Genomic DNA, 14,290 nt, shown 5'->3' with positions numbered 1-14,290 from the left:
GGCCCCGGGGCACGGGCGCCGCGGGCCAGACGCTCAACCGGCCGCGGGGGTGGACTCGCGCGGGCGCCGGGCGTCCCAGCGCAGCAGCGCGGCACGGAGTCCCCAGCCGGCCGCGGCCACCACGGCGGCCAGCGCGGACCAGCGGGCCAGCATCCCGAGGAACGCCGCGTCCAGCACGGGCCAGGTGAGCGGATACTCCAGGAAGGTGGAGCCGCGCTCGGTCATCCAGTGCCACCCGGTGTGGGCGATCAGGGCGGAGAGCAGGATCACCCCCATCCGCTCCTTCACCACCCGCCGGAAGAGCCAGGCGAGCACCGGCACCGTGACGACCAGCACCAGCACCTGACCCAGCTCGACACCCACGTTGAACGCCAGCAACGAGGTGAGCAGGTGGCCGCCCGCGAACTGCAGGGTCTCCGCCAGCACGAAGGAGAAGCCGAAGCCGTGCACGAGCCCGAACCCGAAGGCCATCCACCACCGCCGCTCCTGCCGGGCGCCCACGATGTTCTCGAAGGCCATGTAGACGATCGACAGTGCGATCAGCGTCTCGATGAGCGGCGGGAACCACAGCGCGTCCGGCGCCAGGCCGAGCGCGGCCGCGAACAGCGTGATGGAGTGCGCGACCGTGAACGCCGTCACGACCGGCACGAGGGCCCGCACGCTGCGCAGGGGCACCACCAGGCAGAGCAGGAAGAGCAGGTGGTCGATCCCGTCCAGGATGTGCTCGACCCCCAACGCGACGAAGCGGGCCGCCGCGTGGTACCAGCGAGGATCGAGCCGGACCCGCCCGGGATCCCCCGTGAACTCGAAGATCCGCTCGGGGCCGTCCGGCGGCGCGAAGCGCAGGACCGTCACCGTGCGCAGGCCCAGGTGCGCCAGCCGCGAATCGAGGGCGAAGGCGGCGGTGTCCGAGGAGATCGGCACCCGGAACCGCATGTCGAAGGCGGCCTGCTGCCAGGGGAGCTCGGTGGAGGCCGGCAGGGGGGCCGCGTCGAAGTGGGCCCGGGCCCGCTCCCAGGATGCGAAGGACGGATCGCTGGGCAGCGAGATGCGCACCGATTCGAGCTCGGCCCCCGGGAGCTGGCGCCCGTCCTCGTAGAAGCGCAGGTAGTCCGACACCCACAGCTGCGCGGCCTCCCGGAGCAGCGGATCCACCTGCTCCAGGTCCAGGTAGCCGGGGCCGCGCAGCGGGAAGACGAAGTCCCGCATGGCCTCCAGCGGTGTGCGCACCAGCACGTGCAGCCAGGCCCCGTCCGGCCGGACGAAGAGCCGGACGAGCACGTCGTTCGGGATCTCGTGCGCGGCCGGGCGACCCGGGAGCGCGGCGAGCAGCAGGACGGCGAGCAGCGCGGAGCGCAGCAGGCGCGCCGGGGCCCGGCCGGGCGTGACGGAGGGAAGACCCATGTTCCGAAGATGGGCCCTCGCGGCAGCCCTGACGAGAGCGGGGCGAGACCCGGAGCAGGGACCGGAGTGTCCAGATCGGAGGGGTGGTTGTCGCGAGGTGGGAAGAGACCCCCCGCTCGTCGCTGCATCCTGTCCACGTTCCACACCGAGGCAGCCATGACCGGCCCCACCGCACGCACGCCATCCGACGTTCTGCCGGCGACGCCCACCCGTCGAGCCCTCCAACGCTTCACCGAGGGGCTCTCCCCGGAGGCGGCCACGTCCCCCCGCAGGCGCGAGATCGAGGTCGACCCCGACGCTCCGGACGCACCGATCTGCTCCAAGAAGTACATCGTCGTCGATCCCGACGCACCGGACGCGCCGATCTGCAAGCCGCGCCGGTACATCGAAGTGCCGGATCCGGAGCAGCTCGGCGCTGCCGGGCACGACGTCCCGGCATGGGCCCGCACGCTGGGCAGCGCCCTGGCCGGACGGACCGGCTGATGGTGGCGCCGGGGTGGGTCACCTCCCGCTACACCACGTTCACGCCCTCCGGCGAGCCGGGGACCTGGCTGGCGTTCAACGCGTTCACCGGGTCGCTGCTCGAGTTGGATGCGACCGATTGGTGGCATGTGGAGCGCCTCGATCGGCGCGGAGGGCGGCCTGCCCCGGCGGACCTGCCGCTCCCGCTCCGGGAGCGGCTCCAGGATGCGGGAGTGCTCGTGCCGAGCACCTTCGACGAACGCGCAGCCTTGTTTGCATTGCGGCGTGCGGCGCTGGCCGCACCCGACCGGCTGCTCCTGACCATCGCACCGACGATCCAGTGCAACTTCCGCTGCACGTATTGCTTCGAAGCCCACCGCCAGGAGGTCATGTCCCCGGAGACAGAGCGACACCTCCAGCGGTTCATCGCCCGTGAGGCCCAGGGTGTGCGGGGCATCACCACCACGTGGTTCGGCGGTGAACCACTCCTCCAACCCGACCTGTTGGAGCGCGTGCAGCGGTTCACGAACGAGCTCGGCGCGGCTCGCGGGCTGTCCGTGTCGCGATCGATCGTGACGAACGGCTGGTTCCTCACCGGCTCGATGATCGAGCGCCTGCAGGCGCTCGGAGCATGGGACATGGTGCAGGTGACCGTCGACGGCCTCCCCGCCGTCCACGATACCCGGCGGATCCTGCGCGGCGGACAGGGAACCTGGGAACGGGTGATCGCCAACTGCCGCACGGCCCTGGAGATGGACTTCCCGATCTCGCTCCGGATCAACGTCGACCGCGGCAACGCCGACACGCTGGAGCCGCTGGTCGATCGCCTCTGCGATGAGGGCCTGCTGCCCGGAGTGCATCCGTCGCTGGGCTTCATCGTGGATGCCACGACGACCTGCTCCCACGTCGCCGATGCCGTGTTGACGGAGGCGGAGCGGGCGGATGTCTCGGTCCGCTTCGACGCCGCCCTGCTCGCGCGCGGTCTGCTGCCCACCGCACCCCTGCCCGGACCGATCTGTGGCCCCCTTTGCTCGGTCGAGTCCTCGAAGGGATTCGTGGTAGCGCCGAGCGGTCTGCTGTTCAAGTGCTGGAACCAGATCGACGGGTCGGTGGAGCAGGCGATCGGACGCCTGGACGGGCGCCCCGTGCCGAACCAGGCACGCGAGCAGTCCCGCTGGGCCCGCTACGACCCCGCCGTTCGCGGCGGTTGCTCCAACTGCGCCGCCCTTCCGGTATGCATGGGGGGCTGTCCCTGGGAGTACGAGCGCCTCGGTCGGGTCCACCGCGGGGAGTGTGATCCGTTCCGGTTCCGACCGGCCGAGCTGGTGATGCTGGCGCATGGGCGGCGACGGGCTCAGCCACACAGGCTGGCGCCGCACCGGAGCGAACCTTAGCCTACCCCCCTGCTCGCGACCGGCCGCCGCCTCCCCCCACGCGCGCCGCGCGCTCCCGTCCAACGCTCCTGGAGGAAGACGTGGGTAGACCGTTGCAGATGTGCGGCCTCGCCGCCGCCGTCCTGGCCCTGGGCGCCTGTCAGGCCGCTCCCGGTGGCGATGCCACCGCCGCGACCGGGACCGGGGCCGAGGGCGACGTCCCCCTCTTCGAAGTCGATCCGCTCTGGCCCAAGCCGCTCCCCAACCACTGGGTGCTGGGCTCGGCGATCGGGGTCGGCGTCGATTCCCGCGACCACGTCTACGTGATCCACCGCCGCAACTCGTTCAACGAGCGCACCGAGATCGGCGCGGCCACGGACCCGCCGACGGGCGAATGCTGCATTCCGGCGCCCAACATCCTGGAGTTCGACCCCGAGGGGAACCTGGTCAACTCCTGGGGAGGGGACGGCGAGGGCTACACCTGGCCCAACTCCAACCACGGGCTCACGCTCGACCCCATGGACAACGTGTGGATCGGGGGGAACGGACAGGGCGACTCGCACATCCTCAAGTTCACGCGCGACGGACGCTTCCTCGCGGAGTACGGGATCCCGGGTCAGGGCGCGAACAGCACCAGCACCGAGCACTTCGGCCGGGTGGCCAAGATCTCGTTCGATGCGGAGGCCCAGGAGGCCTACGTCGCCGACGGGTATCTGAACAAGCGGGTGGCCGTGCTGGACATGAACACCGGCGCCATCAAGCGCTTCTGGGGCGCATACGGAAACGTGCCGAGCGACGAGAACCTGGGACCCTACGACCCGGAGGCCCCGCTGGCCCAGCAGTTCCGGACGCCGGTGCACTGCGCCGAGCCCACCCATGACGGGCTGCTCTACGTGTGCGACCGCCCGAACGACCGCATCCAGGTCTTCCAGCGGGACGGGACGTTCGTGAAGGAGAAGATCATCGCGCCGCTCACGCGCGGGGACGGCTCGGTATGGGACATCGCCTTCTCCCGCGATCCCGACCAGCGCTTCATGTACGTCGCGGACGGGAAGAACATGAAGGTCTACGTGCTGGACCGGGAGTCGCTGGAGATCCTGACCAGCTTCGGGGACGGGGGCCGCCAGCCGGGTCAGTTCTTCGCGGTGCACTCCATCGCCACGGACTCGGAGGGCAACATCTACACGACCGAGACCTACGAAGGGAAGCGCGTGCAGAAGTTCGTCTACAAGGGCATGGGCACCGCGGCGGCCAACCAGGGTGTGGTCTGGCCCGGCGGGCGCTGACCGCGGCCGGACAACCCACGCAGGAAGGGGCGGGAGCCGCACGGCTCCCGCCCCTTCGCACATCCGGGGGGTGGGGTCGTCAGCGCAGCCGGGCCAGCTCGGCCTCGGCGGCGATGCGCCCGAAGCCCGGCCACCACGGGTCGGCGGCCAGCTCCTCGAGGATGACCCGCGCGCCCGCGGTGTCCCCGCGCACGAGGCGTTGGTTGGCCACGGCGAATCCGGCCGTCTCCAGGCGGTAGAGGCCCGACGCCACGCCGTCCATCAGGTCCTGCTCCGTGCGCAGCCCCTTCCGCCACAGCAGGTCGTGGTAGTAGGCGACATTCTCCTCGACCGTCCAGTCGGGCTCGATGTCGGCGAGCAGCCGTTCCGCGTCCGCCGTGCGGCCCGCGCGGCCGAGCGCGCGCACGGCCCACTCCGCCATGGCCACCCGGGACTCCACATCGTCGCGATTCTGGCTGCAGCTCCGGAACTCCTCCGATTGGGCAGCGGCAGCCTCGGCGTCCTCCGCCAGGTCCAGGCAGCGCATGTAGGCGTCGGCGGCCTCGGAGAAGCGGCCGGCGAGGAAGTAGGCGAGCCCGAGATGGTAGGCCACGTCCCAGTTGTACGGGGCCAGCTCCCGCGCCCGCTCCAGGTCGGCGATCCCCGCGTCGAACTCGCGGACGGACAGATGGCGGTGTCCGCGGAAGCGCCAGGGACGCCAGTCCTCCGGCGCCAGCTCTGCGGCGCGCGTGTAGAGCCGCATGGCCTGCCGGTACTGCCACACGTTGCGGCGCTCCCGCCCGGCGGCGATGAGGCGCTCCACGTCGTCGGGCGCGGCGCGCAGCGCCTCGTCGGCCGCGGCCACGGCGCCGCTGCTGTCCGGGCGGGCGTAGAGCGCCTCGCCGGCGAGCGACTGCGCCTGGGGCTCCGCGAGCGGATCCTCGGCGAGCACCTCGTCCACCACGGAAGGGGGTGGCGGAGGCGCGCTGCACGCGGCAGCGGCAACCAGCAGGGCACATCCCCAGCGTCGGAACCGGATCATGTCGGGCCTCGGGGTGGAGGTGGAATGTCAGATGCAGGAGTCTACGAGCAGGTCTCACGCGAGGATCGCCCGGCCTTCGATCCACGCGTCCTCCGTTGGAGCAGCGGCTCGGCCGCCTGAGCCAGGCCGTGTGCAGGGATCCGCTCCGATGACCGCCCCCTCTATCGACAGGCGTCGTCGGACCTCCACGCCGGGCCGCCACGACCCGTGCGCGGCGCCTCCAGGTGCAGCTCGGCCGCATACAGCATCGTGCGATCGTCGTCGCGCTCCGCCCAGCGGAGCAGCGTCTCCAGGCTCGGCGGGACCGTCGCGTCGTGCACGACGGCGCCGTTCCAGGTCACCCGCACGGGCTGGAGCAGATCGAACGCGTCGGGCGAGAGCAGCAGCGTGAGTGCCCGCACACCGGACGAGCGCAACCGGATGTCATTGCCGTCGCGCACGGCATCGACCCGGCCGGACGGGACACCCACGCCCATCAGCGCCGACCCCTCCAGAGCCGCGTCGAGCGGGGTGGCGCCCAGGGCGTCGATGCGCAGCCAGGCCGTGCGCCCGGCCGCCTCGGGGGACTCCGTCTCCCACGACAGACAGCGCGGATGGGGCTCGCGCGGCCAATCGGCGATGAAGGCGTCCATGCGTGCGGCCTCTTCGGGCCACCAGCCCGTCTCGTGCCCGTACCCCCGCTTGGGCCGGTACTCGATGAGGGCGCCGAACGAGGCGAACTCCCGGATGAACGGATCGACCGACCGCGCGGGATACAGCCGGTCCTCCTCGCCGTTGATGACCAGGAAGGGCTTGCCGGCGAGGTTGGCGGGGTACGGCTCGCCCTCCGCACCCACGGCGGGGTTCAGCAGCACGATGGGGTGTCCGATGAACGGCAGGAACGACGCGAACGGCGTCGGGTCGCGAAACGCCACCCACCAGGTTCCGGTTCCGCCGTCCGAGACGCCGCTCAGGGCCACGCGGTTCTCGTCCACGTTCCAGGTGCGCCGCACCACCCGCAGGATCTCCCGCAGGTTCTCGAGCTGGGCCTGGCTCCACCAGGGCACCTCGTCCCACGCGGCCGGGAAGACGCCGATGTACGTCTCGCTGGCCACGCGGTCGGGCTGACGCCACCACGAGCCGTCCCCGGCCTCCCACGTCGCGCGGCCGACGCCGCCGTGCAGATACACGCGCACGGGCCATCGCCGCTCCGGCGTGTAGGAGGACGGGACCTGGACGAACCAGGGGAAGCGCACGCCGTTCTCGTCCGTCCGGACAAACACATGGCGACCCGTGGGAGCGTCGGTGTCGTAGTCGCGGCCGGTGCGCAGCACCGCCAGCGCGGTGCCGACGTCGACGCCGCTCTCCAGCACCTCCGTGCGGGCCGCCGCGCGCGCCTCGGCATCGGGCGCCGCGAGGAAGCGTGCCAGGGACGCCGGCACCTGGTGCGCGGCCGCCGGGGCCACGGAGAGCCCCGCCAGCAGGAGTGCGAGCCCTGCAGCACGCACGGATGGACGCATCGAAGCCTCGAGCGGTGGAGGAGAGCCGGCAGCGTAGGCCGGGGAGGCAGGGCGCACCAGGGGTGGCCGGGCCGCGCCCGGAGGCGGCGCGGACCGGCGCCTGTCGCGAGCGACGCCGGCGCCCTACCGTAGCGGACCCCGGCGCACGGGCCCCACGGCCCTCGAGCGGCCGGCCCGCGCCCACGCCGTCCGGTTCCGCCAGCCCGTCATGCCAACCCCGCTTCCCGATCCCGCCGAGCCGTCCGCCGCCGCTCCCGAGTTCTCCGCCTGGTTGGAGCGCTTCTTCGCCGGCTACTACGCGGAGCGGCCCGTCAACGCCACGTTCATCGGACGGCACGAGCACGACCATCGCTATCCGGACTGGTCTCCCGAGGGGCTCGAGGACACCGTCGCCGAGATGCAGGCGGAGCTGCTCGCGCTCGAGGCGCTGCCGCACGAGCCCCTGGACCCCTTCCAGCTCCTCGATCGTCGTCTGGCGCGTGGCTTCCTGCGCATCCAGTGCGAGGAGTACGGCTCCGCGCACTTCCAGCGGCGCAATCCGGCGCTGCACACGGGGGAGGCGGTGTTCGGCCTGCTGTCGCTCTTCCTCACCGACTTCGCGCCCCTGCCCGAGCGCATCGAGCGCGCGCGCGCCCGCATGGTGGCGCTGCCCACCTTCCTGGCCGGCGCGCGCGCGGCCGTGCAGGACGCGCCCGGGCCCTGGGTGGAGCGGGCACTGCGCGAGTGCGAAGGCGGGCTGGCGTTCCTGGCGGACGGGCTCGCCCGCCTGGCCGCCGCGGCCGGGCCCGCGGGTGAGCGGCTGCTGCAGACGGCGGACGTGGCGGTGCGGGCCTTCAGCGAGCATCGCGCGTACCTGCGCGAGGCCCGCATCGGCGGCGATCCCGACGTTCCGGCGTGGGGGGCGGAGCGCTTCCAGCTCCTCCTGGAGGAGGGGCACTTCCTGGGGGAGGGTGCCGATGCGCTGCTGGACGAGGCGCGCGCCGCGCTCGCGCGGGCCGAGCAGCAGGTGGAGCAGGCCGCGGCCCGCAGCGGCGGGAGCGTGGCCGACGCGGTCGCGCGCCTGGCGACCCAGCGCAGCACGGCGGCGGGCTTCGTCGCCCGCCACACGGAGATCTGGGAGGCGATGCGGGCCCAGGCCCTCGCGCGCGGGCTCCTGACCTGGCCCGACTTCCCGTTGCGGTACGTGGAGCGTCCGGCCTGGGTGCGCTCCTCCGCGCCTGCGCTCTACTTCCTGTTCTATCGTTCTCCGGCGGCCTTCGGCCGACCGCCGGTGCACGACTACCTGGTCCATCCGGTGGGGTCGGACGTCCCCGCGGCCGAACGCGAAGCGGTGCTGGCCTCGACGACCGACAGCGTCATCAAGCTCAACCACGTGATCCACCACGGCGGGATCGGCCACCATGTGCAGAACTGGCATGCGTTCCGGTCCCCGTCGCGCGTCGGCCGCATCGCGGCCGTGGACTGCGCGTCGCGCATCGCCATGTTCTGCGGCGGCACCATGGCGGAGGGGTGGGCCTGCTATGCGACGGACCTCATGCGCGAGTCCGGCGCGCTCACGCCCGACGAGGAGGTCTCCGAGGCCCTGGCGCGGGTGCGCATGTGCGCGCGCGCGATCGTGGACGTGGAGCTTCATCACGGCCGCATGACGCTGGGCGACGCGCAGGCCTTCTACGAGCGCACCGCGGGCATGTCCGCCGCGGCCGCGCACGGCGAGGCCGTCAAGAACAGCATGTTCCCGGGCGCCGCGCTGATGTACCTGGTCGGCACCGACTCCGTGCATGCCGTGCGGCGGGCCGCGGAGCGCCGGGAAGGCGCGTCCTTCTCGCTCGGCGATTTCCACGACCGTTTCCTCGCGTTCGGGTCCGTGCCCGTCCGCCTCATCGGAGAGATGCTGGAGAATGGGATCGATGCCCGCCCCGAGTGACGAGACGCTCGCCTTCGGCGAAGACGCCATCACCGCCCTGCTGGGCCTGGACGCGCTCTACCGCGCCGAGAGCGCGGACGGGGACGGCCTGGCCGTCCTGAACCTCGACCTGGACGGCCGCTACGCACCGGAGCGGTTCGCGTCGTACGCGGAGGCGCGTGAGCGCTTCCGCGAGCTCGACGACCGGGCGGCCTTGCTGCCCGAGCCCGACCGGCGTCGGTACTACGCCCAGCTCTGCGGCTCGTCCATCGCGTTCACGCAGTGGAGGGAGGAGGGTCTCCCGTTCCGGGAGCAGCTCGCGAGCTTCCTGCACGTGCCGGTGGCGCCCGTGGCGGACGCCGAGCTGGACGGGTTGCGGGCGGACATGCGCGCCCTGCTGGACGCGATGGGCTACAACGGCGACCTGCGCGAGCAGTGCCGCCGCTGGGAGGAGCGCAACCGCGTGCCGGCCGACGAGGTGGAGGGCGTGCTGGCCGAGCTGATGGACACCGCCTGGACGCACACCGAGGAGCGCCTGGTGGAGATCCCCGCCCCGCGCAGCGACGCCATGCGGGCGGTGGCGGTGACCGGCGTGCCGTTCAACGCGCGCTGCAACTACCTCGAGCGCCGCGTGGAGATCAACGTCGAGCCCGTGCTGACCCGACCGGCGCTCAAGCACCTCACGGCGCACGAGGGGTGCCCCGGGCACTACGTGCAGTTCAAGCTGCGCGAGACCTGGGGTCGCGCCGGGCGCGCGCCCGCCGACGTGCTGTTGTCGGTGGTGAACACGGCGAGCTCCTCGGTCTTCGAGGGCATCGCCGACGCCGGGCTGGTGATGATCGACTGGATGGAAGGAGACGACGACCGCTTCCAGTCGCTGATGACGCGCTACCGGGCCGGCATCGGCACGGGCGCCGCCTGGCGGCTCCACGCGCTGGAGTGGCCCCGGGACGAGGTGCGCGACTGGCTGGCCGAGCAGAGCCTGGTCGGAGGAGAGGGCTGGGTGGACAATCGCCTGGCCTTCATCGCCGCGCCGTCCCGGGCCGTGCTCATCTGGTCCTACTGGTGGGGAGAGCCGTCCGTGCTGCCCACCTGGTCGCGGGTTGCCGCGCGGGACCGGGCCGCGTTCGTGGAGTGGCTGCACGGACGGATGCACAGCGTGGATACGGTGGCCGCCTTCCCGGGCGCCTGAGCGGGCGGGGCAGCGCTCCGAGGACGCCTCCCGGTCGCCTCCCATCCGCCGTCGCTCCTGTCGGACCCCGCGGCGACCCCCTACCCTGGGGCTCGCCCGCGGTGACGCGCACCGCGCTCCATCCTTGCCGCCCGAGTCGCCGTGCCCGTCCCCGCGCCCGACACCGTCCTGATCTGCAGCTGGCTCGAACCGGAGCACGTGGCGCGTCTGCGACGCGACCATCCCGACCTGGAGATCCTCCACGCGCCGGAGCTGCTGCGCCCGCCGCGCTATCCCGCCGATCACAAGGGAGCGGACCGCGCCCGCACGGCGGACGAGGAGGCTCGCTGGCTCGCGCTGCTGGCCCGCGCCACGATCCTGTTCGACTTCGATCAGACCCATCTCGACGATCTGCCCGAGCGCGCGCCCCAGGTGCGCTGGATCCAGGCCACGAGCGCCGGCATCGGCCAGTTCGTGCGCCGCGTGCGCTACGCGGAGCGGATGCCGCAGACCGTGTTCACCACGGCGAGGGGCGTGCACGCCGTGCCGCTGGCGGAGTTCGCGCTGCTGGGCATGCTGCTGCATGCGCGCAGGGCGCTGCACATGGTCGCCGCCCAGGGCCAGCGGCACTGGGAGCGCTTCGCGGGAACCGACCTGGAAGATCGCACGGTGGTGGTGCTCGGCCTGGGTGCCGTCGGCGGCGAGGTGGCGCGCCTGGCGCGCGCGCACCGCATGCGGGTGATCGGCGTGCGCCGGCACGCCGACCGGGGCCACCCGGACGTCCACCGCATGGTCGGGCCCGACGCGCTCGCGGAGGTGCTGCCCGAGGCGGAGTTCCTGGTGCTCATCGCGCCGCATACGGACGAGACCGAGGTGATGATCGGAGCGGCCGAGCTCGCGGCCCTCCCGGCCGGAGCGGCGCTCATCAACATCGGTCGCGGCGCCCTGGTGGACGAACCCGCGCTGGTGGACGCGCTCACGCGCGGGCACCTCGGTGGGGCGTACCTGGACGTGTTCGCCGACGAGCCGCTCCCGCCCTCCAGCCCGCTGTGGTCCATGCCGAACGTGCTGGTCAGCCCGCACTCGGGCAGCACCAGCGACCGGGAGAACGAGCGCATCACGGAGTTGTTTTCGGAGAACCTGCGACGCTGGAAGGCCGGCGAGCCCCTGCTCAACCGGCTGGATCCGGAGCGTCTGTACTGAGGGCTCGCACAGCGGCTCAGCCGCCGATCACGCCTCGCATCACGCTCGCGACCGCGAAGCCGATGTAGTTGCCCACGGCGTAGCCCAGCAGCCCCACCGCCACCCCGGGCAGGAGACGGTCCGTGTAGCCCCGCGCGCTGGCGAGCGCCATGGCCGAGGCCGGCCCGCCCACGTTGGCCTGCGAGGCCACGGCCAGCGTCTTGAGGTCGAGCCCGACCAGGCGCCCGCCCACGAAGATCACGAGGCCGTGGATGCCCACGGTCACCAACGCGAAGTAGAAGATGGGCGGCCCCACCGCCACGATGTTGGCGATCACGGAGCTGGCCCCGTTGCTGGCCAGGAACCACAGCACCAGGTAGTTGCCGAAGACCGCGGCGCCGCGCAGCGCCTTCACGTGGGGGACCTGGGCCAACAGCAGCGCGATGGTGGTCAGCCACAGCACGCCCGGCAGCGGCGTGCGGGCCGCCAGCAGCTCCGCCACCCACAGGGTGCCCAGCACCACGACCATCAGGCCACCGATGTCCTTGAGCGCCACCGTGCCCACCGTGGCGTAGAGCCTCCGGTCGAGCGCGTCCGCCGAGCCCACCGGCTCCTGGGTCTGCTCCTCCAACCCGGGCACCGCGCCGCCGCGCCCCCGTCCCCACAGCACCGGGACCGCCAGACAGGTGGCCATCCAGATCGCGGTGACGATGACGTCCGCGGCGATGCCGGCCGCGAAGAGCTCCCCGCTCGTCTCGAGGGCGGCGCCCACGGCGGCGAAGTTGGCACCGCCACCCGTGTACGTGGCGGTGTACTGACCGGCCAGCTTCCACGTCTCGGGGCCGATGGCGCCCGCCAGGAGGAGCGCGGCGGTGACCGCACCCGCGGCGGTGCCCACCGCGCCCACCGCGAACGCGCCCAGCATGCGCGGCCCGGCCTGCACCACGGTCCGCAGATCCACCGCGAGCAGGATGAGCACGATCCCCGCGCTCACGGCCGGCCCGGCCAGGAAGTCGTAGGCCGGCGAGGTGCCGGGGATCAGCCCCAGGTTGGACAGCAGCATCGCGAGCAGGATGCTGACGAGCGCGGCCCCCAGGGAGCGGAACGTGCGGTACCGCGCTTCCAGCCAGACGGCCGTCAGGACGACCGTGGCGAGCACGAAGAGGACGGCCAGGGGACTGGAGATCATCCGCGAGGATAGGCGGCAGCGGGCGGGACCAGCAAGCGGACGCCTCCGGGAGCTGCGCCGGGCCTCCACACGCGCGGCGGACGCCTTGCGGCGCGCCCCTCCCCGCCGCACTCTGCGGCGGTTCCCTCTGCCCCTCCCCGCCCTCCCGACGCTTCATGATCCGATCCGGCCGCGCCTCCTGCACGTTTCTCCTGCTGACCGCGGCCTGCGGCGGTGGGGACGCGCCTGCGTCGGCGGGCTCCGCTCCGGGAGCCGCTGCCGGCGATCCGGCCATCCTGCGCGTGGCCTACACCCGCGAGATCGACGTGCTGAACCCCTTCACCAGCCAGAACCTGGTGGACATCCAGTTCAGCATGATGGAGGGGCTGGTCACCACGGACGAGCACAACACCTACATCCCGGTGCTCGCGCGTGAGATCCCCACGGAAGACAACGGCGGCGTCACGCTGAATGGGGACGGCACCGTGGACATGACCTGGCACCTGCGCGAGGGCGTGCGCTGGCACGATGGGGAGCCCTTCACCAGCGCAGACGTCTGCTTCACCTGGCGCTTCGTGTCCAGCCCGGGGTCGCAGACCTACAACCGCGACCAGTACCTGAACATCGTCGACTGCACCATGCCGGACGCCCACACCGTGGTGTTCCGCTGGAACGGGCTGTACGGCTACTACGCAGGCCTGTTCGAGGCGGTGCTGCCGGAGCACGTCCTGGGCGACATGACCACCGAGGAGATCGTCAACTACGAGCCCTACAACCGGGGCTCGGGCACCATCGGAACGGGCCCGTTCCGCTTCGTGGAATGGAAGACCGGCGAATACATCCACGTGGAGCGCAACCCGGACTATTGGCGAGGCGACGACGTCCCCGCCCTGGCCGGCATCGTCTGGTCCTTCATCCCGGACAACAACACCCGGCTCAACGCGCTCAAGGCCGGGGGCTTCCACTGGGGGCAGATCCAGCCCACGCAGGTGGCCGAGATGGAGGGCGTGGACGGCATGCGCGTCCACCTGGTCCCCTCCAACTCGGTGATGCACCTGGATCTGAACGTGAAGACGGAGCGCGGGCAGCGCCTGTTCGCCGACGCCGACGTGCGACGCGCGCTCTTCCACGCCATCGACCGGGAGGCCATCGCGCGCCAGTTGCTGCAGGGCACGGTGCGCGTCACGAACTCCCCCATCAACCCGACCAGCCCCTACCACAACGCGGACGCGCCGGGCTTCGACTACGATCCGGAGCGCTCGCGCCGCCTCCTGGATGCGGCGGGCTGGACCCCGGGGCCGGACGGGATCCGCACGAAGGGCGGCGAGCGGTTCTCGTTCACGCTGTTGAACCGCGCCGGCAGCACCGACCGCATCGCCATCGCGCAGGTGATCCAGGCGCAGCTGCGGCAGGTGGGCGTGGAGGTGCAGTTCGAGACGCTGGAGAGTGCCGCCTGGACGCAGCGCTGGCGCAGCAGCCAGTGGGAGGGGATCATCAGCGCCTGGTTCCTCCCGGCGGATCCCAGCATCACCGGTCTGTACGCGTGTGGGGGCCCCAACAACATGACCGGGTTCTGTGATCCCGCCCTCGACGAGGTGATGGAGGAATCCGACCGCCATCTCTCCTTCGCGCAGCGCAAGCCGCTGCTGGACCGGGCGCAGACGCTGCTGGGCGAGTCGGCGCACACGCTGCTGCTCTACCACAACGTCATCCCCGAGGTGGTGAGCGAGCGCGTGCAGGGCTATCGCGGGAGTGGGACGAACTTCGGCAGCTTCTGGAACCTGCACGAATGGTCCCTGGGCCCGCCCGCCTCCTGACGAC

The 14,290-nt window shown here is 72.2% G+C and carries 11 protein-coding genes; 7 read left to right on the top strand and 4 right to left on the bottom strand.

Features of this window, described 5'->3' with window-relative positions:
* Positions 1-33: 33 nt before the first annotated feature.
* The gene (locus tag R3E98_01745; GenBank protein MEZ4422107.1) at positions 34-1,404 is read right to left on the bottom strand and encodes a HupE/UreJ family protein; all 1,371 of its coding nucleotides are present in this window, start codon (positions 1,402-1,404) and stop codon (positions 34-36) included.
* A gap of 156 nt (positions 1,405-1,560) precedes the next feature.
* Between R3E98_01745 and R3E98_01740 the strand changes: the two genes are divergently transcribed.
* The 3 genes from R3E98_01740 to R3E98_01730 all read left to right on the top strand — a co-directional run bounded on the left by R3E98_01740 (position 1,561) and on the right by R3E98_01730 (position 4,525).
* Positions 1,561-1,887, top strand: coding sequence for a hypothetical protein (locus R3E98_01740; GenBank protein MEZ4422106.1), 327 nt, complete (start codon positions 1,561-1,563; stop codon positions 1,885-1,887).
* Positions 1,842-3,260, top strand: coding sequence for a radical SAM protein (locus tag R3E98_01735; protein ID MEZ4422105.1), 1,419 nt, complete (start codon positions 1,842-1,844; stop codon positions 3,258-3,260). The genes R3E98_01740 and R3E98_01735 overlap by 46 nt, the downstream gene beginning before the upstream one ends.
* An 80-nt stretch (positions 3,261-3,340) precedes the next feature.
* Positions 3,341-4,525: a hypothetical protein gene (locus R3E98_01730; protein ID MEZ4422104.1), complete on the top strand. Its 1,185-nt coding sequence runs from the start codon at positions 3,341-3,343 to the stop codon at positions 4,523-4,525.
* A 79-nt stretch (positions 4,526-4,604) separates the two neighbouring features.
* Here R3E98_01730 and R3E98_01725 read toward each other — a convergent pair whose 3' ends face one another.
* Positions 4,605-5,546 (bottom strand): hypothetical protein, encoded by a 942-nt coding sequence (locus R3E98_01725; protein MEZ4422103.1) that lies wholly within the window; start codon positions 5,544-5,546, stop codon positions 4,605-4,607.
* Positions 5,547-5,707: 161 nt separating this feature from the next.
* Positions 5,708-7,045: a hypothetical protein gene (locus tag R3E98_01720; GenBank protein ID MEZ4422102.1), complete on the bottom strand. Its 1,338-nt coding sequence runs from the start codon at positions 7,043-7,045 to the stop codon at positions 5,708-5,710.
* A 208-nt stretch (positions 7,046-7,253) separates the two neighbouring features.
* On the opposite strand from R3E98_01720, the gene R3E98_01715 reads away from it, so the two are divergent.
* From R3E98_01715 to R3E98_01705, 3 genes are all read left to right on the top strand, one after another.
* On the top strand, positions 7,254-8,969 hold the full coding sequence (locus R3E98_01715; protein MEZ4422101.1) for a DUF885 family protein: 1,716 nt from the start codon (positions 7,254-7,256) through the stop codon (positions 8,967-8,969).
* Positions 8,953-10,140 (top strand): hypothetical protein, encoded by a 1,188-nt coding sequence (locus R3E98_01710; protein ID MEZ4422100.1) that lies wholly within the window; start codon positions 8,953-8,955, stop codon positions 10,138-10,140. The genes R3E98_01715 and R3E98_01710 overlap by 17 nt, the downstream gene beginning before the upstream one ends.
* 141 nt (positions 10,141-10,281) lie before the next feature.
* The gene (locus R3E98_01705; protein MEZ4422099.1) at positions 10,282-11,322 is read left to right on the top strand and encodes a D-2-hydroxyacid dehydrogenase; all 1,041 of its coding nucleotides are present in this window, start codon (positions 10,282-10,284) and stop codon (positions 11,320-11,322) included.
* A 16-nt stretch (positions 11,323-11,338) separates the two neighbouring features.
* Here R3E98_01705 and R3E98_01700 read toward each other — a convergent pair whose 3' ends face one another.
* Positions 11,339-12,490, bottom strand: a complete 1,152-nt coding sequence (locus R3E98_01700) for a DUF819 family protein (GenBank protein ID MEZ4422098.1) — start codon at positions 12,488-12,490, stop codon at positions 11,339-11,341.
* Positions 12,491-12,645: 155 nt separating this feature from the next.
* Between R3E98_01700 and R3E98_01695 the strand changes: the two genes are divergently transcribed.
* A complete protein-coding gene (locus tag R3E98_01695; protein MEZ4422097.1) occupies positions 12,646-14,286 on the top strand; it encodes a peptide ABC transporter substrate-binding protein in 1,641 nt (546 codons plus the stop codon).
* The last annotated feature ends 4 nt before the right edge of the window (positions 14,287-14,290 follow it).

The organism is Gemmatimonadota bacterium, assembly GCA_041390125.1.
In the GTDB taxonomy this organism is placed as follows: domain Bacteria; phylum Gemmatimonadota; class Gemmatimonadetes; order Longimicrobiales; family Gaopeijiaceae; genus JAGQIF01.
This window is presented reverse-complemented; position numbering and strand designations above follow the sequence as displayed.